Consider the following 21247-nt stretch of genomic DNA (forward strand, 5'->3'; position numbering starts at 1 on the left):
CTCTTTATTTATTCACTGATCCATCCTAAAAAAGCATGATTTTCTTCCTGTCACTCTATTCCGTTAATTTATATCGCTCTTGATATCTTACGTTTACCAGTGTTACCAATAAAGCAAAGAGTGCAATCGCTGCGGCTAGCCCAAAGCCTCCGCTATATCCAATGAGTGCAGTTAAACTCACTAACATCATTGCGCACGCCATTTCCCCTACATCGCGCATGCTTTGTACCGCAGTCATATCGGTACCTGCTTGATTATCCGTTGAGGCAAAACGCATACCGGCTGTCATAATCGCCACAGAAGTGATCCCTGATGATAGCGATCCCAGTACAATACACACTGCAACGATCGAAAGGCTAATTGTGCCAGTTGATTGCGAAAGCCATAATAATGATGACGCTAAAGCACACAGTAATCCGGCAGAAAAAGCACGCCATACACCAATCTTATTAATTAACCAAGCACCGCCACCGCAACCAAAGAAAAGGGTCACCATACCGCCCATCATACCCATTTTCCCGACATCCGCTAAAGACCACCCACTGTCTGTTAAAAACAGTTTAGCTAGACCAAACCCCGAAACCGCCGTGACTGCTGAAAGTAATGTCAGTGTTAATAGTCTTACAGCCCCTTTTCTTCGCACCGTTTTTAATAGGCTTGCATTAGGAGAGTCACTATATTCACCTTCATCATATTTGGCTTTTTGACGAAATAACGTAATAAAAAATAAACTAACAGCAGGAACCGAGGCAAAAAAGAGTAATGCCGTATGCTGACCTAGTTTATCACTGAGGATCATCATGCCTGCCCCTCCTAAGAAAAAGCCTCCCATCACGCCCGCAATTTGAACAGCATTAATTTTTGATAATAACGTGCCACTGGCGTGTTCTGCCGCCATACCATCTGTTGCGATATCCTGTGTAGCACTGGCTAATGACGCGAGTGCTAATAAAGCAACGCCCCATTTTGCTGTTTCAACAGAAATACCAATGAACGCTAATAATAATAAACAAAGTGTCACAATGATTTGCATGGGAATGATCCAACTACGGCGACGTCCCAATGCACTAAACCAATAATTATCAACCACAGGAGCCCATAAAAATTTTAATACCCATGGCAATCCGACTAATGGAATAAATGCGATTGCACTTAACGCTGAACCTTCTTGGCGTAATAATGTAGGCAATGCATCCATCGCAATTCCCATCGGAATACCTTGCGCTAAATAAAGTAAACCTAACGTGATAACCAATTGACGATGTCTTAATAGTTCTTGCATAACAGACTCCAATCACTGTCTTTTCAGTAGAAAATAACCCATCAAAAAATAGAAAACGGCACTTATCAGTAGGGCACAACTTATCCACCACAAAGCAGCATGAGTTATCAATAAGTGACTAAAGACACTGATAAATAAAACCACGCTACTTATGGTTAAAATAAGAAAAGTAAGTTGGATCACTTGCGGATAAAAAGAATAAAAAAGAAGCGTTATCAACCAAATACTAAAAAAAGGCAATATCGGTGATAACGCAGAGAAAATAGCGAAAGGAATTAAACATGTACTGGCAAAAATTAAGCCCATGCAACTTCCTAACACTAAACGGGAATTGATATTGATGGGCTTTTTTAAAACCCAAATAATTAATCCACTAAACGTTAATACACAGGCCATCATTCCCATTAAACAATGAAGTGCTGTTAAGCTAAAATTAGCTGAACCCGACCATGAATATTGCCCATAATGCAAAGGCTGGACAGCAATAAAAGCACGCGTCCAAAATTGCTGAGATGCAGCACTTTTTTCGGCTATCCAATGATTATTTAAACCTGAAAAAGAGAGTTGTTCAAAATTTGCCGTACTGGGTAAATATAAATGAATACCACTCACTGTCATTTGCTGTTTAGCGTGACCTTTATTTTTCCAATTAATAATTTCAGGAATAAATTCTGGCTTTTCTTGAGAAAGTTGAATTAACAATGAACGAGGAGAAGATGCAATTAACTCAGATGAAACGCTTGTGGATTGCCCCATTAGTTGCATCATGACTTGTGCTGGTGCTTCTGGCTCAACATATTTTGCCAGCATTAATGTACCGAAAGCCCCTAATCCTGATAATGCCCCCGTTAACGCAAACATAACAAGCCATGGATAACTCCATAATCCAATCACATTATGTAAATCAAAGAAAAATAGCCTCCCCCCTTGATTAAAACGGAGTCGAAAGAGTTGATAGATTTTACGGTGATGAATAACAATGCCCGTTATTAGTAATAGCGCAAAAATAAAACCAAATAAGCTAATAAATAACCGACCAGAGAACCCCATAAATAGATTTTTATGTAGATTAACAATAGGAGAGATAATTTCTCTGACTGTAATTTCTTCACCCGTTTGTGCATTTAATTGTAGCGAACAATCCCCCATTCCTTGGCAAAAAGTAATAATAGGGTGATCAATAGATGCTAATTTCACACTATTAAAACCATTTTCACCTAAAAGATATTCACCTTTTACTAATAACTGATCTAACGGCAATAATTCTCTATTTAACGGTTTAAATTGAGCCCATAAATTTAAATTTTCATGTGCTAATGACCATGTGCCTGTAAATAAAATAATAAATAATAAAATACCGAATAAGCTTCCAGTTTGGCGATGAAGTAGTGAAAACTGGCGTTTTAATGTTGCTTTCATAAAGTAAACTCCAGCAAGATTAACGGTAACGACCACCAGCTCCATGCTCGCCAAAAAACCTGCTTTCCATTTACAGAAAGCAAGCTAAAACAGAGTATTCCACATAAAAATAAAACAGGTAAAAAAACGGCTGCATATAGGCGATCAAGTGGATCTACACTGGGATAAAAGGTTGCTATCAGTAATGACAGCGTAATACTTCCTATTACGCTGCCTAAAACAGCACAACTGATCAGCAGTGCTTTTTGCATTAGAAATCAGCCTTGATATTCAACATAACGTTACGTGGTTCGCCATAACGGTTATTCCATTGAGGTGAGAAAAGGCTTGAGTAATAACGTTTATCAAAGACGTTATTTACATTTAATGCCGCAGACCAGTTTTCATTAATTTGATATCCTAACCGCGAATTAAATACCACATAGCCCCCTTGGCGTAACGTAATGTCCCCATTAGTTTTGCTATATTCACTTTGCGCTTGAATACCCCCACCCACACTCCATTTACGTGCATCCCAAGGTAACTGATAATTTGTCCACGCTCTGACCATATGGCGAGGCACTAATGAGTTAAAACTATTGCCTTGATTAACCGTGTCTTCTTTATATTCTGTATCGGTATAGGTATAACCGACAGAGAGATCCCAAAACGGTGATAAATAGCCTGTACCTTCAATATCAACACCTTGGCTTACGACTTTCCCGCCACTAATCAAATAGGTATTAAAACCACCACCAGGGTGTGCAGGATCTTCTTGAGGATTATTTTTCATCTCAATACGGAAAACTGCCGCGGATACATTAAGTCCGCCATTCATCAACGCCCCTTTAATACCACTTTCAACAGTTTGACCTTCTACCGGTTTTAACATCTCACCATCCCAGGTTTTTCCTGTTTGTGGTTGGTAAACCGTGGAATAACTGCCATACCACGACCATTGAGGTGCAAAGTCCCAAATCAAACCACCATAAGGGGTAATTTTTCCATTTTCAGTAAACTTATCTTGAGGCTTTGTTACCTCCCACCAGCTCGCTCTCGCCCCTGCAACTAATGTAACTGGCTCAATAAGCTTGATCCGACTCATTCCATAAAGGCCTGTTTGTTCTGTTTTTGTTGCACCCGAAGAGGAATAACCCGTTATCTGTGGTTTGGGTACACTATGTGGGTCCCAGCGATAGATATTCACGGATACGTTGAGAGGATCTTTAAATTGCCCAGTATGCTGTTCTTCACTGGCTTTCGAGTAGCTCATTCCCACAATCACATCATGCTGTAAGCCCCAGCCATTAAGTTTACCTGTGACGTTGGTGTCAAGACTGGTTTGATAGTTATGAAACTTATATGCTCCCCCCATCAGCATGGCACCGTCACCCGTTTCAGGATCGATATTTCCCCATGCCCCCGCATATAACAGACGCGCTTTGGCATATTGATAATCAGCATTCACTTTAAATAACCAATCATCATTAATTTGATGTTCAATTCCGGTAAATAAACGAGTGGTATCCCATTTGAATTTATCCCAATCAGCATCTAAATAGGTTTTACGAGAAAGGTGTAAATCGCTACCATCTTTTCCCATTGGCACACCAGCCATATTGGTGATGGAGTCTATTGTTTGATATTGAATACCTGTACGTAATAGTGTGTTAGCCGTTAAGTCCGCATCCACTGTGGCATAAATTAAGCGAGTCTTTTGATCTGAAATATCATAGAAAAAATCTTTATCTTCCCACGCCATTACGACTCGGCCACGTACACTCCCTTCTTGATTTAAACGTCCACCCACATCGACTTCACCGCGATAACGGTTCCAACTTCCAGCCGTAAATGTTGCTTTTAATTGATCGTCTAAAGGTGCGTGTTTACGTACCATATTGACGGTTGCCGCAGGATTTCCCATTCCATGCATTAATCCGTTAGAACCTTTTAAGATTTCAACACGTTCATATACCGCCATATCTTGTGGCGAACTAGCCATATTCCCCATTAAAGCGGGAACACCATCAAGCTCAAAAGAGTTAATTTGAAAACCACGAGCATAATAAGCTGTTGTTAATAAAACAAAAGGCGCACTGGTGACACCATTTACACGGGTCATCACATCATCTAAGGTTGTCAGGTTCTGCTTTTCTATCTGCTCTCTGTCTATCACAGAAACGGTTTGAGGGATCTCTCTAGGCTTAAGTGCCATTTTACTTAATGTACTAACGCCTGGAGCAAGGTTATCGCGGTGTTGTGCTGCACTTTCCGTCACCACCAAAACATCGACTTCTTTATTATTTTCTGTTGCTGTATTTGCGATAGCCGACAGTGAAAATAGAGCGGTAGAACACAAAATAGCGCATTGTGTTAATGCCAGTTTATTGTGTATACGTTGATTTAATACAGGTGATAATTTCTCTGTTTTATCTAATTTAGCTAAAGTCGAAATGTAGGCCATACCTATCCCAAAATATTCAAATGATAATGGTTATCACTCTATCAACTTTGGGATTATAGTATTTTAGATTGCCAGATTATCTCTTTCGATTGCCAATCGATATTGATTGGCAATCAATAAAGATTTAAAAACTCAATATTTGCCACAAAAATGCGAAAACCATATTGAAGACAATAGCAGTGTATTAGGTGAACCTTCAGCGATGACGTTACCATTATCAAGCACAATTACGTGATCAGCACGCTTAGCAATATCAGGATCATGCGTGATCACTACACGTGTGGAGGTGAGCTTTTCAAGATAACATATCACTTTTTCACGACTCACTGTATCAAGGCTCGCCGTCGGCTCATCTAAAAATAAGATTTTGGGATTGGCTAATAATGAACGCGCTAAACATAGCCGCTGTTTTTGCCCACCAGAATAACGATCGCCCTGATCGCCTATGTCTTCATCTAAATCAATGAATGTTAAAGGTAAATTTAATGCGCTAAGCAACTTCAGAATATCATTATCACTGACTGTTGATTGCTCATTTTGTAATAACGACCAACGCAAGGTGCCTCTAATTAATTGATTATGTTGAAAAACGATTTGCCTCGTGTCTGCTAAAACATCTTCTGATAATTGGTTAACGTTTTTATCACCGTAATAAACAGCCCCTTTATCAGCATCAATTAAACGGGCTAGAGTACGTAATAATGTTGTTTTACCTGCACCAGAACTGCCTACTATTGCCGTCATTTTTTTATCTGGACATTGAACCGTAATATTAGAAAGGATCGGCGTTCCTATCGCCTTGTTTACATCCAATTGTTCACAATAAACTTCATCACTTTTAGGTGTATCACTTTGTGTTGGACTTTGTAATATGAGGGTATCAAGTGCATTTTTTATTGAAGTAATTGATTGTTTACTTTGCCTTAATGCTTGATCAATATGTGAAAGTTGGAACAAGGGTTCAATAAACCGAGCAATTAAAACGACGACTGCCAGCCACTGCGTTAAGGAAAGAGTATTCGCATCAACATTCATGGCTCCAATAACTAAAACAGCAATAAAAATGACCTGAATACAAAGAGAAAAAATCAAATGATAGGGCAAACTTCGTTGTAATAACTGCACTTGTTGGTGATGTTGTGCTAATAAATCTTGCTGCAGTTGCTGTGAGAACAACGTATTCCGTCCACTTTTTCGTAATAACGCCTGATGCTGTGCAAAATCAGCCAATGTTTTTGCTGCAACGTTCTCTGCCGTTTGAAGTGTTGCCTCTTGTTTATACAATCCTTTGGCACTTATTCGCATCACTACAACAAGCGATAGTGCCGCCGTGATAAAAATAAAAGCAAAGGTTAAATTATAAAATAAAAGCCCAATAATCACCGTTAAGGGTGTGACAATCACACTAATGGCAGGCGCAAGTAAATGAGCTGGAATACTCATCGCACTCATTGCGGCACCTGAGCAGAGTGTTTGCGCTTGAGGGGGTGGCGTTAAACTACGGGGTAAGTGATAAATTAATGCTTGAACTAAGATTTTCATGACTGTTGTGCCTGCAAGAAAACCTTTTAACGTCGCGATATATTGAAAAATAAGCGTAATGAGTGTTAACCCAGCTAATAACCATAAGTATTGGCTAACATCTTGTCCCCAATAAATAATAATGGGCAATAACAATAGCCCGCATAGCCCTTCTAAAATGGCGCTAATCACCATAAAAGCAAGGGGAAATTTTAAAGATAACAGTAATGAAACAAAGGGATTAGCCTTCATTTTGCTCTCCTTGGTTCTGAACAAAATCACGATAATGTTCACACTCAAGTAGCAAATCATCATGATTTCCCATTGCAACTAATTTCCCACCAACCATAAATATCACTCTATTTGCTTGCTGTGCTAAAGCGAGCGAATGCGTGACAATAATTCTCGTCATTGTTTTATTTTTCAACGCATTAAAGATGTATTGTGTATTGTCAGGATCAAGTGCTGAAGATGGCTCATCCGCCAATAACAAGGGACTGTTGGCAATAAAGGCTCGAGCAATTGCCAAACGTTGAGCCTCACCGCCCGAAAGTGGCGTTTCATCATTGATAACCGTAGATAAACCTTGAGGTAAGTGAGCAACTACGTCAGAAAAATGTGTTTCATCCATCGCAGACTGTAATTGGGTTTCGCTACAATCTGGATTAAATAACAATAGGTTATCTTTAATGGAATAAGGCAATGGTTGGCTGTTTTGCATCACCACAGTGGTGATTTGGTTTAATGCATGACGTGAATATGCTTGTAAGCACTTATTCTCAATTAAGATCTCACCTGATGTTGCATCCATAAAACGAGCAATCAGTTGCAATAAAGAACTTTTACCCGCACCAGAAGGCCCAACAATGGCAATAAATTCTCCTTTTTTAATTTCAAAATTAATATTATTAAGGATCACTTTATTACCATATGAAAGGCGAACAGAGTGTGCTGTTAACGCGACAGCATGAGATATCGTCTCTGTCGATAAATCACCATATTGCATTTCAGGCTGATTTAATAATTGCTGTATCCGCTGCGCTGATTTTTTTGCTGCACGTAAAGCGTCACCGCCATGCCCCATCGCCATAACAGGCTCTGCAATACGTCTTAATAATAAAATAAACAGTAATAAATCGGCCAATGGTAACGCTTGTTCAAAAACAGTAGCACCCAGTAATAGCCATCCCGTTAATAATGTTGCACTCAATAATAACTGGGTAAGCGATCCTAATAATCCGACTCGTTTAACCCAATTTTGAAAATGAAAAACAAAATTAAATAGTGCTTTCTCTGTTTTATCAACAATACCTTTATGCGGAAATTGACGTGCTACAAGTGGGTTTTCAGCAAGAAGTTGATAATCTTCAAAGAGTGTTTTCATTGCCTCATCACGTTGTTCACAATACATTTGATAACGAGATGATTGTGTTTGTTTAAAACAAAAGTAAGCAATGATTAAAGGAATGAGAGAGAAAGCCAGTAAAAAAAGATTTACTGTTGATAACACGATAATGGCAATAACAGGCACAATAATTAATTGCACGATATCAGCGGGTGCATGAGCAATTAATTGATGTAATGCTTTGATATCGCGCTGAACATATTGATTAATACCATTTTTCCCTTGATTAACGAACCAATTCAACGGTAATTTTTGCATTTTTTCTGATAATGCTAACCGTAATTGATAAGTTAATTTGGCATCCATTAAATGCGTTAAATGAAAAGCAAGAGTCTGTGAAATAAGCCATACAACGCCACCAATAACCGTAATGGTTAACCAAAACGTATTAGCTGAAGGGAAAGAAATAATAAGTTGATAGAGTGCCAGCCAAGGTACTAAAGAACTAAAACCAGCAACAGCTTGTAGTAACAGCGCACTTATTAATAAAGTGCGATAAGGTCGCAACAACACCCATAATTCATTATGCATAATAATCTCCACAACATCTTGTGGCACTATAGCGAAAAGGGCATTTCCCCTCTAGCAACAAGACGTTAGATTGCGTGACTATTACTTTCGATTTAGACGCATTTTGCTTATTTATTAAGCAAGATAGAAACAATAGAATTAATGAAGTGTTTAATAGAGGGTAAATCAAGCGAAGAAGATAATAAATATACCGATAAACCTAATAAAATCAATCAAGGTGTAAAATGCCCTTTGCGTACATCTCCCGGCAATATACCAAAACGTTTACGAAATGCGACGGAAAAATGAGCCGGTGTATAACCAACATAATAGGCAACACTTGAGATGGATTCCCCTTCATTTAGCAACATGTTATATGCGGTTTGTAAGCGATATTCTTGTAGCCAACCATAAACAGAATTGCCAAATAATTGACGGAAACCTTGAGTGAGTTTTCGTGTATTTAATCCCACACGAGTCGCTAATATTTCAAGCTTTGGTGGAGTTTCCATTTCAGCAACTAAAATTTCTTTGGCTTGCTTTAAACTGTTTTTTTCACGCTGACTTAATGGCCGATTAACCGGATCCTGAGCATGACATAAATATTGCAAACTTAATGAAGCAAATTCGCAGGCTTTACCAGAGTAGTAAAGTGGTTTTAAAGAATCGTGAACCGGATTTTGGAATAACTGCATGGTTAACGCCAAAAAAGTGTTATCCATAGTCAGATGATGCAACATGAGTGATTGGTTTTGTTGCAGGATAGGGGGCAATAAAATATGTTGTTGCTCAAGCCACTGAGATGATAATTGCAATAATGTGTATCTTAGGGGATCACCAGATTTAAATTGATTCAATAAAGAATAGCGTTCAACACTATTGGCAATAAAAATACTCGGTGTCGCTATCTCTATTTTCTGCCCATTAACACTTTCACTAATCACACTTCCACTATGAACAGCCACTAAATTAAAGCCGGCTTGATAAGTCTCTTCAATTTGCAGATCTTCTGTGGTTTCTAATACACCTTGGCGCAATAGAATTTGGTCTTGAAAGCGATATTCTTCAACCTGCTGATGCTTAGGTTGATAACCAATATATGAATAGAATGAAGAGTGTTGAGACATAATAAAAAGATATCAGCAGAGTAAATAATCACCTATGTTGTCAGCTATATTGTCAAACATTCAACGAAATAGCAATCATTATCATTTATACTTAATAATCTATTTTAAAGACAGGGTGCTTGTACCACAAATCTAACAACTTGAAGAAAAATTGGGGGGAGAAAACCTCCCCCACCAAACTATTTATTGCACATCAAAATAGCTTGAACTACAGTGCTTCCATCACTAATGTTAAGCGAACATAATCGTTCGCTAACAATCACAGTAAAACAAATCACAGTCGCACAAATAACAGTAATGCCAAATAAGGTTATTTTAGTCAATTTTATTGACTCCTTTGTGAAAAGGAGACAGAATCAAGTTGTTCAGGTTTGAGTCTGTCCCCGGATTTTATGAGAATAAAATTCGGGGCTTTTCTCTTTCTGGCTCTTGCAAAATGCTTGAACCAAAATGATCCAAGCACCCACCAATATAGTAACAGAAATTTCTCTATCCCCTATACCTTATCAGTGGTAAATTAAAAATTTAATCGAGTTAAAACAACGCGTTACTTGATTGCGTAAAATGATTCACTATTGACTCAAACGCCAAGAAAAGACAAAATAAATTCGCTAAAACAAAGAAATTAACTTATTTTATTTTCTTGACTCCTTACTTGAAAAAAAGATCCGCACCCATCCCTTTGTTTTGCAATCGCCCCAAATAAATTTATTTGGGGCTTTCTTTTTTCCGTAAAATTTTCTTTTTTTAAATAGCGATAAAAAAACAAAAAATCCCGAACATAAGTTTCCTCATATTCGGGATCATTATGACAAGAACAAATAAACTTAAAATTTATTTATCTTTACATGCATTTCTTGAACTGAAATAACACTCGCCGTCGGATCTGCCGTTAATGACAGTGTTGTTGCAAATCCGCCATTTAACGTCGTGTCATAATGGACTTTATATCTTAATGCACTGCGACGAATAATTTTAGAATCTTCAATGGCTTGACGACCAGAGGTGGTATTAACGATATAGTCATATTCACCATTTTTAATTCTATCTTCAATATGCGGTCGCCCTTCATGCACTTTATTGACTAAACGTGGATTTATTCCCGCTTCACCTAGCACAATGGCTGTGCCGTGTGTTGCATCTAACTCAAACCCATTTTTTAGCAGTTTAGTGGCTAAATCAACAACACGTTTTTTATCACCTTCACGCACAGAAAGGAGGGCTCTACCTTTTTTCTTCATGGTAGAGCTACTACCGAGCATCGCCTTAGCAAAAGCTTGTGCAAAGGTTGCACCAACGCCCATCACCTCACCCGTTGATCGCATTTCAGGCCCTAAAATCGGGTCAACGCCTGCGAATTTATTAAAAGGTAAAACCACTTCTTTTACCGAATAATAAGGGGGAATAACTTCTTTTGTCACACCTTGTTCTTCAAGGCTTTGACCAATCATGACACGCGCGGCAACTTTGGCTAATGGCACACCTGTGGCTTTTGACACAAAAGGCACCGTACGAGCAGCTCGAGGATTGACTTCAATAAGATAAACATCATCACCTTTCACCGCAAATTGGGCATTCATCAACCCTTTTACACCTAATTCAAAAGCAAGCTCACGAACTTGTTTACGCATCACATCTTGAATTTCTTTGCTTAAGGTATAAGCCGGCAATGAGCAAGCTGAGTCACCAGAGTGAACACCTGCTTGTTCGATATGCTCCATAATGCCACCAATGACGACCTGTTTACCGTCACAGATTGCATCAATATCCACTTCAATCGCATCATCAAGAAAACGGTCTAATAAGACAGGGGCATCGTTTGACACACTGACTGCGGTTTGGAAATAACGACGTAAATCAACTTCATCATAAACAATTTCCATTGCGCGCCCACCAAGTACATAAGAAGGGCGAACCACCAGCGGATAACCAATCAATTGCGCTTTTTCTACCGCCTCTTCTAAAGCCGTTACCGTGGCATTTTCAGGCTGTTTAAGCCCTAATTTATCAACCGCTTTTTGGAAACGTTCACGATCTTCAGCTTTATCGATAGCATCTGGCGTTGTCCCAATGACGGGCACACCTTCAGCTTCTAGCGCTCTCGCTAATTTTAAGGGTGTTTGCCCACCATATTGCACGATCACCCCTTTCGGTTTTTCGATACGCACGATTTCAAGCACATCTTCTAATGTGACAGGTTCAAAATAGAGTCTGTCAGAAGTGTCATAATCCGTTGAAACCGTTTCAGGATTACAGTTCACCATGATGGTTTCGTAACCGTCTTCACGTAATGCAAGCGCTGCATGAACACAGCAATAATCAAATTCAATCCCTTGACCTATACGGTTTGGCCCACCCCCCAAGATCATCACTTTCGGTTTATCTTGATGTGGATTTGCCTCGCACTCTTCTTCATAAGTCGAGTACATATAAGCCGTATCAGTAGCGAATTCTGCCGCACACGTATCAACACGCTTATAGACAGGATGTAGTTGATATTGCTCACGTAATTGGCGAATAGTATGTTCTTTTACGTTAAGTATTTTAGCTAAACGCGCATCGGCAAAACCTTTGCGTTTTAATTGACGTAAGAAATCAGCACTTAATCCTTTGATACCGACTTCACTGACTTTTTCTTCAAGACGAACAATTTCTTCAATTTGAACTAAGAACCAGCGGTCAATGTTGGTGAGGTTAAATACACCATCAATGGATAGTCCTGCGCGGAAAGCATCCGCGATATACCAAATACGGTCTGAGCCCGCTTCTTTTAGCTCACGACGAATTTTCGTTAATGCTTCTGGGTCGTCTAAATCAACTTTAGGATCAAAACCCGTTGCCCCAACTTCGAGACCACGTAATGCTTTTTGCATAGACTCTTGTTGTGTTCTACCAATTGCCATCACTTCACCGACAGATTTCATTTGCGTTGTTAATCTGTCATTGGTTCCTGCAAATTTTTCAAAGTTAAAGCGAGGAATTTTTGTCACAACATAATCAATAGATGGTTCGAAAGAGGCTGGCGTTCTCCCGCCAGTAATATCATTCATCAGTTCATCAAGGGTATAACCTACTGCTAATTTTGCAGCCACTTTTGCAATAGGAAACCCCGTAGCTTTTGATGCTAAAGCTGATGAGCGTGACACACGAGGATTCATTTCAATGACGATTAAACGCCCTGTTTTAGGATCAACGGCAAACTGCACATTAGAACCGCCTGTTTCAACACCTATCTCACGTAATACTGCCATCGAGGCATTACGCATAATTTGGTATTCTTTGTCGGTGAGTGTTTGTGCTGGCGCGACAGTAATGGAATCCCCCGTGTGAATTCCCATTGCATCAATGTTTTCGATAGAGCAGACGATAATGCAGTTGTCGTTTTTATCGCGCACGACTTCCATTTCATACTCTTTCCAGCCAATTAATGATTCATCAATTAAGAGTTCATTAGTGGGTGATAAATCTAAGCCACGAGTACAAATTTCTTCAAATTCTTCACGATTATAGGCGATCCCCCCCCCGGTTCCGCCCATCGTGAATGAGGGACGAATAATACAAGGGAAACCAACTTGCTGCGCAACCGCAAAAGCGTCATCCAGATTATGTGCAATACCTGAGCGAGCAGTGTCTAAACCAATTTTTTTCATCGCTTTATCAAAGCGTTGTCTATCTTCTGCTTTATCAATTGCATCAGCTGTTGCACCAATCATGGTGACACCAAATTCCGCTAATACACCTTGGCGTTCTAATTCTAAAGCACAGTTTAGTGCTGTTTGCCCGCCCATTGTCGGTAACACTGCATCAGGGCGCTCTTTTTCAATGATTTTTCTCACAACTTGCCAGTGAATAGGCTCGATGTACGTTGCATCTGCCATTTCAGGATCGGTCATAATGGTAGCAGGATTTGAATTCACCAAAACAACACGATATCCCTCTTCACGAAGGGCTTTACATGCTTGAGCGCCAGAATAGTCAAATTCACACGCCTGTCCGATAACAATCGGCCCAGCACCTAAAATCAGGATTGTTTTGATATCTGTTCTTTTAGCCATTTTCTTCGCTCCCGATTTATTTTGTTGTCATTGATTGCAGGTTTTGACGATATTGCGCGATAAGCTCGATAAAGTGATCAAAAAGAGGTGCGGCATCATGTGGTCCTGGGCTCGCTTCTGGGTGGCCTTGGAAACTGAATGCAGGTTTATCTGTACGATGAATACCTTGTAAAGAACCATCAAATAAAGATTTGTGCGTCACACGTAAATTAGTAGGAAGTGATGTTTCATCAACAGCAAACCCATGATTCTGTGCTGTGATCATCACAGTATCTTTATCTAAATCTTTAACCGGATGATTACCACCATGATGCCCAAATTTCATTTTGATGGTTTTGGCGCCACTGGCTAACGCTAAGAGTTGATGCCCTAAACAGATACCAAAAACAGGAATATCCGTCGTTAAGAATGTTTGAATAGCGTTAATGGCGTAGTCGCAGGGCTCTGGATCGCCTGGACCATTTGAAAGAAAAATACCATCAGGCGAAAGAGCTAAAACATCTTGTGCGGGCGTTTGTGCCGGTACAACGGTGACTCTGCATCCTCTATCGACCAGCATACGTAAAATATTACGTTTCACACCAAAATCATATGCCACAATATGCAATGGCAATTCATCTGCTGATTTTGCTTTAGGCAATTCATTTTGTAGCGTCCAACTTCCTTGAGTCCATTGATAAGGTTGTTTGACGGTGACTGTTTTGGCTAAATCCATCCCTTTTAAGCCAGGAAAAGCTTTTGCTTTTTCTTGTGCAAATGAAGAATCAAGGTGATCCCCCGTAATAATACAACCGTTCTGAGCCCCTTTTTCTCTCAATAAACGCGTTAGCTTACGTGTATCAATATCTGCAATCGCCACGATATTATGGCGTTTAAGATAATCGGATAAGCTTTCTTGTGCACGATAGTTGCTCATCACTAATGGTAAATCACGGATAATTAAGCCTTGAGCATGGATTGTTTCTGATTCTTCGTCTGAATGATTAACGCCAGTGTTGCCAATATGGGGATAGGTGAGAGTAACAATTTGTTGGGAGTAAGACGGGTCGGTTAGTATTTCTTGGTAACCGGTCATTGAAGTATTAAAAACCACTTCACCGATAGCGGCGCCTTCTGCGCCAATCGACTTGCCGTGGAATTTGGTCCCATCTTCTAGAACCAATATAGCTGATTTAATCAAAACGCCCTCCAGAGAATAATAAATCACATTTCATGCATATTAATTCAGATTTAAGCCTCTAAATCAATGCCAAAAATATAAAATTGGGCAAATTTTTGGCAAATTGGGCGCATTCTAAAGATCCAATGGCGATATGTCTATAAAAAACACCTTTTTAATTAAAAAAACATCCATCATTAGCAATTTAATCAACCAAGTGACAATTAACATAATAAATCTTACGAATTTAACCGTTTGCTTACCAAGATAATTTAAAAAAGGCATTTAAATATAAAAAACAGAGAGAGCATTGAGTTTTGAGGTGTAAAAATGAAGAAAAAATAGAGATAACAAACAGAAATAACAGTAACAACAATAAATTATAATAAAAACAAAAAAAAACTCAAAATTATAAAAATAATAATGAGTTTTCAATTAATTATAAATTTATTAAATTACAAATCTTCTAATGAAAGCACGTCTTTCATATTATAAAGACCTGTTTTTTTATCACTCAACCAAGTTGCCGCCTTTACAGCGCCATTTGCAAATGTCATTCGACTAGAGGCCTTGTGACTTATCTCTACACGCTCACCAATATCAGCAAAAATTGCAGTGTGCTCACCGACAATATCGCCCGCACGAATAGTGGCAAAACCAATACTTTGCGGATCACGTTCTCCGGTGTACCCTACTCGCTCGTAAACCGCGCATGCTTTAAGATCACGACCTAATGCACCCGCAATAGATTCCCCCATTGCCAAAGCTGTTCCTGATGGTGCATCCACTTTATGGCGATGGTGTGCTTCTACAATTTCAATATCGCTATAAGATCCCATCACTTTAGCGGCTTTTTCGAGTAATTTAAGCACAAGATTAACACCAACACTAAAGTTAGCAGCAAATACAATTGGGATCATGCTGGCAGCTGTATCGATGGCTTTTTTACCTTCATCATCAAAGCCTGTTGTACCAATAATCATCCCTTTTTGCTGTTCGACACAAAATTCAATATGGGAAAGCGTACCCTCAGGGCGAGTAAAATCAATTAACACATCAAATTGATCTGCTTGGGCTAACAAATTATCTGTGACTGTAACACCAATGTGCCCAATACCTGCCAACTCACCTGCATCTGAACCAATCAGTGAAGAGTTTGTACGCTCAAAAGCAGCCCCTAAAACAGTTCCTTCCTGTTGAGAAATTGCCTGAATTAATTGGCGTCCCATGCGTCCACCCGCACCTACAACAGCAAGACGAAGTTCTTTTACAGACATAACTGAATTTCTCCTTAACAATACTTATTCTCTCTATTTATTGTTTACAGATTAGCGGTGTCACTCACTTGATGCCAGCATTTAACATACAAGATAAGAAAAACACACCAAACTAAGATAATTATCAGTAAAAGAGATGATCCGCATGCTTATTCATTTAACTTTACGTTAAGCACAAAAAAAGCAGAGAATTAAGCTCTGCTTTTAAAATTCATTATATTAAATAAGTTATTCGATAACTTTATAGTCTAAGCGTAACTCTTTAGGCACTTCAAATACGATATTTTCTTCACGCCCTGATAATTCAATCACTTCATCTGCACCAAAGCTTTTTAAACGCGCTAATACTTGTTGCACTAAAATATCTGGAGCAGAAGCTCCTGCTGTTACACCGATGACATTGACATTAGCAACCCAAGCTTCATTAATATCTTCATCACTATCAATAAGATAAGAAGGTTTCCCAGCACGCTGTGCAAGCTCTGCTAATCGATTTGAATTGGACGAGTTTTTTGAACCTACAACAAAAACGACATCTGCTTTTTCTGCAAGCTCTCTTGCCGCTTCTTGACGGTTGGTGGTTGCATAGCAAATATCATCTTTACGAGGCCCAATAATTTTGGGAAAACGTGTATTTAAAGCGTCAATGACTTCAGATGTATCATCAACAGAAAGCGTTGTTTGCGTCATAAAACAAAGATTGTCTTCATCTTTGACATCTAACTTCCAGACATCTGCCGGTGACTCAACTAAATACATTCCCCCTTCAGGGTTATTGTATTGTCCCATTGTGCCTTCAACTTCAGGATGCCCTGCATGACCGATTAAAATCGCTTCTTTGCCTTTACGGCTCGCTCTGGCCACTTCCATATGGACTTTAGTCACTAATGGGCAAGTCGCATCATAGAGCATTGTTAGATTACGAGAACGCGCCTCTTGACGAATCGCTTGAGAAACACCATGAGCCGAAAAAATTAAAATCGCGTTATCAGGCACTTCTGAAATTTCTTCAATAAAAATAGCGCCACGCTCACGTAAATCATTCACTACATAACGGTTATGAACCACTTCATGACGTACATAAATAGGGGCCCCATAAATTTCCAAAGCGCGATCAACAATGCTGATAGCCCGGTCAACACCCGCACAAAAGCCTCGTGGGTTAGCCAGCAATATTTGCATGTGTTGTTTCCTCCTCAGGATCGATGGTGACAACGTCAATATCAAATGTCACTTCTTCTGACGCTAATGGATGATTAAAATCAACCGTCACAGAATCTTCAGTTACATCACGCACAATACCCGGCATTTCACTGCCATTCATTGCCGTAAACAACATGATCGTTCCCGCTTCAGGTACACCAGACTCTGCAAAATCAGAAGGCATAAAGTATTGAATCAAATCAGGGTTATATTTACCAAAAATATGTTCACCCGCAAGCGTAAAGGTTTTTTTATCACCTTCAGCTAATCCTATTAACTCAGCTTCTAATGCTGGCGATAAACTTTCATCACCTAAACGAAAAAGAGCGGGTTTACCATGCGCTTGTGTAGATTCAGCAACAGAACCATCGGCTAATTTTAAAGTGAAATTCAGCAACACTGCGCTGGTGTTGAGTACCTGCATAACCATACTAATACCTTCTATTAAGCGTAACCCCCGCCATAAGGCAGGGGTTATTTTAGTTAACTTATTGTCTGATTATTTTTGCTTTTTCGTATCTTGTGGGCTGACATTTTTATCAGGAAAAAAACTTTCAATAATAATAAGTCCTGCACCAATACAAATACCCATATCAGCAATATTAAATGTAGGCCAATGCCAATCTCCAACATACACATCAAGGAAATCGATAACAAACCCATGGATCAGACGATCAGAAAGATTACCCAATGCTCCGCCAATAATAAGCGCATAAGCAATATTACTGAGTTTGGCGCTTGCTTTATTTTTATACATCATTACCAATAAGGTAATACAGATCGCTAATGCAATCAGTGCAAAAAACCAGCGTTGCCATCCCCCTTTATCTGCTAAAAAGCTAAAGGCAGCACCATAGTTATGTGCATAAGTGAAGTTGAAAAAAGGCATTACAGCAACCGATTCATACAGACGGAACGTCTGCATGAAATACTGTTTAGTGCCTAAATCCAACACCACTACAGCGATAGCTAGCCACAACCAGCGCAAACCTGTAGAGCAAAGTGTTTTCTTCATTAATTAAGCAAACTTACGTTCTTCACCGTTACCGGCTACGTTAGTAACACAGCGTCCGCATAATTCAGCGTGTTCCGCTACTTGACCAATATCCGTTGTGTAATGCCAGCAACGAGGACATTTTTCACCATCAGCTTTATTAAAGGCGATTTTTAAACCCGCCATATCAGAGGCTAATGCGGTTTCTGGTGCATCATTAATATCAGCGACTTTCGCCTGAGATGTTAATAAAACAAAACGCAGTTCGTTACCTAATGCATTTAACTTATCTGCTAATGCTTTATCTGCATACAGTGTTACCGCTGCTTCTAAAGAACCACGCAGTTGTTTATCGGCACGTGCTTGTTCTAACACCTTATTAACTTCACCACGAACAGCCAATAATTCAGCCCAATAGTCATCATTCAAGGTTTCTGATGCCGCTAAGCCAAATAAATCGGTGTACCATTCTTCAGTTAAGACATATTTTGCACGTTCACCAGGTAATTCATTCCAGATTTCATCAGCAGTGAATGACATAACTGGGGCCATCCAACGTACTAATGCTTCACTGATATGGAATAATGCTGTTTGACAACTACGGCGAGCCACACTGTCGCTTTTCGCAGTGTATTGTCTGTCTTTAATGATATCTAAATAGAAAGATCCCATTTCGACAGAGCAGAACTGCATTAAACGTTGAACAACATTATGGAAATCATAGTTTTCATAATGTTTTAAGATATCGGCTTGGGCTGCTTGTGCACGGCCTACTGCCCAGCGATCTAATGTAACCATCTCTTCTGGCTTAACTTGATGTTTTGCAGGATCAAAACCATTTAAGTTTGCCAAGAAGAAACGAGCTGTATTACGAATACGACGATAAGTATCAGCCGAGCGTTTTAAGATTTCATCCGAAACAGCAATTTCACCCGTGTAATCAGTTGATGCAACCCATAAACGTAAGATATCAGCACCCAGTTTATCCATTACATCTTGTGGACTCACTGTATTACCGATGGATTTAGACATTTTACGGCCTTGTCCATCAACGGTAAAACCATGTGTTAAGACTTCACGGTAAGGGGCTTTACCTTTAATTGCTGTTGAAATCATTAGTGAAGACATAAACCAACCACGATGTTGGTCAGAGCCTTCTAAATACATGTCAGCTGAATTGCCATGGAATTCAGGGCGATCGTCAACCACAGTTGAGTGTGTTGATCCTGAGTCAAACCATACGTCTAATGTATCTGGTGTCTTCATGTAATCATCAGCTTCATCACCCAATACATCGCGGATATCTAAATCCCACCATGCTTGGATACCACTGACTTCAACACGTTTTGCTACTTCTTCCATCAACTCTAAAGTACGTGGATGTGGCTCTTGTGTCTCTTTATGAACAAACAGAGACATTGGTGTACCCCAAGTACGTTGACGCGAAATACACCAGTCAGGACGGTTTTCAACCATCGATTCAATACGTGCTTGACCCCAATCAGGGATCCATTTAACACCTTTGATCTCTTTTAATGATTGCTGACGTAACCCGTTTTTATCCATGCCGATAAACCATTGAGGTGTCGCACGGAAGATAACCGGTGTTTTATGTCTCCAACAGCAAGGATAGCTATGCTGTAATGCTTCATGATGCAGCAGAGCGCCTTTTTCTTTTAGCAATTCAACAATGACGTCATTCGCTTTAAAAACAAAAACGCCATCTAATGTTGGGTAAGTACCTGCTAAATAACAACCATTCGGCCCAACTGGATTAGCAACTTCTAAGCCGTATTTTTGACCCACTACAAAGTCGTCAGGACCATGACCAGGTGCAGTATGCACCGCGCCTGTACCGGCTTCTAAAGTAACGTGATCGCCTAAAATAGCTGGAACATCAAACCCCATAAATGGGTGGTTAAAGCGCAGCAGTTCTAAGTCTGTACCTTTACATTCACCTAATATAGCCCAACCTGTTACGCCAATACGCTTCATTACACCTTCAACAAGATCAGCGGCTAAAATCACGCATTCATCGTTAAAAGAGACTAAAGCATAATTAAATTCTGCATTTAACGCGATAGCGCGGTTAGCAGGTAGCGTCCATGGTGTGGTTGTCCAAATCACTAAAGAGATAGGTTTGTCTGTTGTTGTCTGGAATTTGGCTGCAACAGCACTTGGATCAATGGCAGTGAAACGGACATCAATAGAAGGTGATGTTTTGTCGTAATATTCGACTTCTGCTTCAGCCAGCGATGAACCGCAAGCCGTACACCAATGAACAGGTTTTGCCCCTTTTAACAGGTGCCCATTTGCAATAATACGCGCTAATGCACGGATAGTATTCGCTTCCGTTTTATAGTCCATGGTGAGATACGGTTTTTCCCAATCACCAAGAACGCCTAAACGAATAAAATCTTTTTTCTGTGCTTCAATTTGCTCGTAAGCGTACTTACGACATTCCTCGCGGAATTGCGCTGCAGAGATTTTCTCTCCTGGCTTACCTACAATTTGTTCAACTTTTAGTTCAATAGGTAATCCGTGACAGTCCCATCCTGGAATGTACGGAGAATCAAAACCTGACAGCCCTTTGGACTTAATAATAATGTCTTTGAGAATTTTGTTTACTGAGTGACCAATATGAATATTGCCGTTGGCGTATGGAGGGCCATCGTGCAAAATAAATGTTTTCTTACCACTTTTAGCCTGACGAATAGCTTGATACAAACCTTCTTTGTACCAACGTGATAACATCTCTGGCTCGCGCTTTGCTAAATCCCCGCGCATAGGGAACCCTGTTTCTGGTAAGTTCAGGGTATTTTTATAGTCACTCATTCGATTCTCAGTTCCAA

At 39.7% G+C, this 21247-nt stretch carries 15 protein-coding genes; all 15 read right to left on the reverse strand.

Annotated features, from left to right (window positions below):
• Positions 1–55: 55 nt before the first annotated feature.
• The 15 genes from INT04_RS04740 to ileS all read right to left on the reverse strand — a co-directional run bounded on the left by INT04_RS04740 (position 56) and on the right by ileS (position 21230).
• Positions 56–1282 (reverse strand): RhtX/FptX family siderophore transporter, encoded by a 1227-nt coding sequence (locus tag INT04_RS04740; RefSeq protein WP_193014986.1) that lies wholly within the window; start codon positions 1280–1282, stop codon positions 56–58.
• Between the two features lie 12 nt (positions 1283–1294).
• Positions 1295–2701, reverse strand: a complete 1407-nt coding sequence (locus INT04_RS04745; RefSeq protein WP_193014987.1) for a PepSY-associated TM helix domain-containing protein — start codon at positions 2699–2701, stop codon at positions 1295–1297.
• Positions 2698–2952: a hypothetical protein gene (locus tag INT04_RS04750; RefSeq protein ID WP_193014988.1), complete on the reverse strand. Its 255-nt coding sequence runs from the start codon at positions 2950–2952 to the stop codon at positions 2698–2700. Before INT04_RS04750 ends, INT04_RS04745 begins: the two co-directional genes overlap by 4 nt.
• Complete coding sequence (locus INT04_RS04755) at positions 2952–5144, reverse strand: TonB-dependent siderophore receptor (RefSeq protein WP_193014989.1); 2193 nt, start codon at positions 5142–5144, stop codon at positions 2952–2954. The genes INT04_RS04750 and INT04_RS04755 overlap by 1 nt, the downstream gene beginning before the upstream one ends.
• A 132-nt stretch (positions 5145–5276) precedes the next feature.
• Complete coding sequence (locus INT04_RS04760; protein WP_193014990.1) at positions 5277–6917, reverse strand: ATP-binding cassette domain-containing protein; 1641 nt, start codon at positions 6915–6917, stop codon at positions 5277–5279.
• A complete protein-coding gene (locus tag INT04_RS04765) occupies positions 6907–8601 on the reverse strand; it encodes an ABC transporter ATP-binding protein (RefSeq protein ID WP_193014991.1) in 1695 nt (564 codons plus the stop codon). Before INT04_RS04765 ends, INT04_RS04760 begins: the two co-directional genes overlap by 11 nt.
• A gap of 212 nt (positions 8602–8813) precedes the next feature.
• Positions 8814–9707, reverse strand: coding sequence for an AraC family transcriptional regulator (locus INT04_RS04770; RefSeq protein WP_193014992.1), 894 nt, complete (start codon positions 9705–9707; stop codon positions 8814–8816).
• Between the two features lie 179 nt (positions 9708–9886).
• Positions 9887–10030 (reverse strand): Hok/Gef family protein, encoded by a 144-nt coding sequence (locus tag INT04_RS04775; RefSeq protein ID WP_193014993.1) that lies wholly within the window; start codon positions 10028–10030, stop codon positions 9887–9889.
• Positions 10031–10534: 504 nt separating this feature from the next.
• On the reverse strand, positions 10535–13762 hold the full coding sequence (gene carB / locus INT04_RS04780; RefSeq protein ID WP_193014994.1) for a carbamoyl-phosphate synthase large subunit: 3228 nt from the start codon (positions 13760–13762) through the stop codon (positions 10535–10537).
• Positions 13763–13778: 16 nt separating this feature from the next.
• On the reverse strand, positions 13779–14942 hold the full coding sequence (gene carA / locus INT04_RS04785) for a glutamine-hydrolyzing carbamoyl-phosphate synthase small subunit (protein ID WP_193014995.1): 1164 nt from the start codon (positions 14940–14942) through the stop codon (positions 13779–13781).
• A gap of 434 nt (positions 14943–15376) precedes the next feature.
• A complete protein-coding gene (gene dapB / locus INT04_RS04790; RefSeq protein WP_193014996.1) occupies positions 15377–16198 on the reverse strand; it encodes a 4-hydroxy-tetrahydrodipicolinate reductase in 822 nt (273 codons plus the stop codon).
• A gap of 228 nt (positions 16199–16426) precedes the next feature.
• On the reverse strand, positions 16427–17380 hold the full coding sequence (ispH, locus tag INT04_RS04795) for a 4-hydroxy-3-methylbut-2-enyl diphosphate reductase (RefSeq protein ID WP_193014997.1): 954 nt from the start codon (positions 17378–17380) through the stop codon (positions 16427–16429).
• Entirely contained in the window at positions 17361–17831 is a 471-nt protein-coding gene (fkpB, locus tag INT04_RS04800) for an FKBP-type peptidyl-prolyl cis-trans isomerase (RefSeq protein WP_193014998.1), read from the reverse strand. Before fkpB ends, ispH begins: the two co-directional genes overlap by 20 nt.
• A gap of 69 nt (positions 17832–17900) precedes the next feature.
• Positions 17901–18416 carry a signal peptidase II gene (gene lspA, locus INT04_RS04805; protein ID WP_193014999.1) on the reverse strand — a complete coding sequence of 172 codons (516 nt, stop codon included), beginning with the start codon at positions 18414–18416 and terminating at the stop codon, positions 17901–17903.
• A 3-nt stretch (positions 18417–18419) separates the two neighbouring features.
• Positions 18420–21230, reverse strand: a complete 2811-nt coding sequence (ileS, locus tag INT04_RS04810; protein ID WP_193015000.1) for an isoleucine--tRNA ligase — start codon at positions 21228–21230, stop codon at positions 18420–18422.
• Between the last annotated feature and the right edge of the window lie 17 nt (positions 21231–21247).

It is taken from the genome of Proteus sp. FME41, from assembly GCF_014897315.1.
Lineage (GTDB): Bacteria > Pseudomonadota > Gammaproteobacteria > Enterobacterales > Enterobacteriaceae > Proteus.

Coding starts and splice junctions, on each gene's coding strand:
- ispH (WP_193014997.1), bottom strand. CDS start 17,380: ATGCAAATATTGCTGGCTAACCCACGAGGCTTTTGTGCGGGTGTTGAC.
- INT04_RS04750 (WP_193014988.1), bottom strand. CDS start 2,952: ATGCAAAAAGCACTGCTGATCAGTTGTGCTGTTTTAGGCAGCGTAATA.
- INT04_RS04755 (WP_193014989.1), bottom strand. CDS start 5,144: ATGGCCTACATTTCGACTTTAGCTAAATTAGATAAAACAGAGAAATTA.
- lspA (WP_193014999.1), bottom strand. CDS start 18,416: ATGAAGAAAACACTTTGCTCTACAGGTTTGCGCTGGTTGTGGCTAGCT.
- INT04_RS04770 (WP_193014992.1), bottom strand. CDS start 9,707: ATGTCTCAACACTCTTCATTCTATTCATATATTGGTTATCAACCTAAG.
- INT04_RS04765 (WP_193014991.1), bottom strand. CDS start 8,601: ATGCATAATGAATTATGGGTGTTGTTGCGACCTTATCGCACTTTATTA.
- ileS (WP_193015000.1), bottom strand. CDS start 21,230: ATGAGTGACTATAAAAATACCCTGAACTTACCAGAAACAGGGTTCCCT.
- dapB (WP_193014996.1), bottom strand. CDS start 16,198: ATGTCTGTAAAAGAACTTCGTCTTGCTGTTGTAGGTGCGGGTGGACGC.
- fkpB (WP_193014998.1), bottom strand. CDS start 17,831: ATGGTTATGCAGGTACTCAACACCAGCGCAGTGTTGCTGAATTTCACT.
- carB (WP_193014994.1), bottom strand. CDS start 13,762: ATGGCTAAAAGAACAGATATCAAAACAATCCTGATTTTAGGTGCTGGG.
- INT04_RS04740 (WP_193014986.1), bottom strand. CDS start 1,282: ATGCAAGAACTATTAAGACATCGTCAATTGGTTATCACGTTAGGTTTA.
- INT04_RS04745 (WP_193014987.1), bottom strand. CDS start 2,701: ATGAAAGCAACATTAAAACGCCAGTTTTCACTACTTCATCGCCAAACT.
- INT04_RS04760 (WP_193014990.1), bottom strand. CDS start 6,917: ATGAAGGCTAATCCCTTTGTTTCATTACTGTTATCTTTAAAATTTCCC.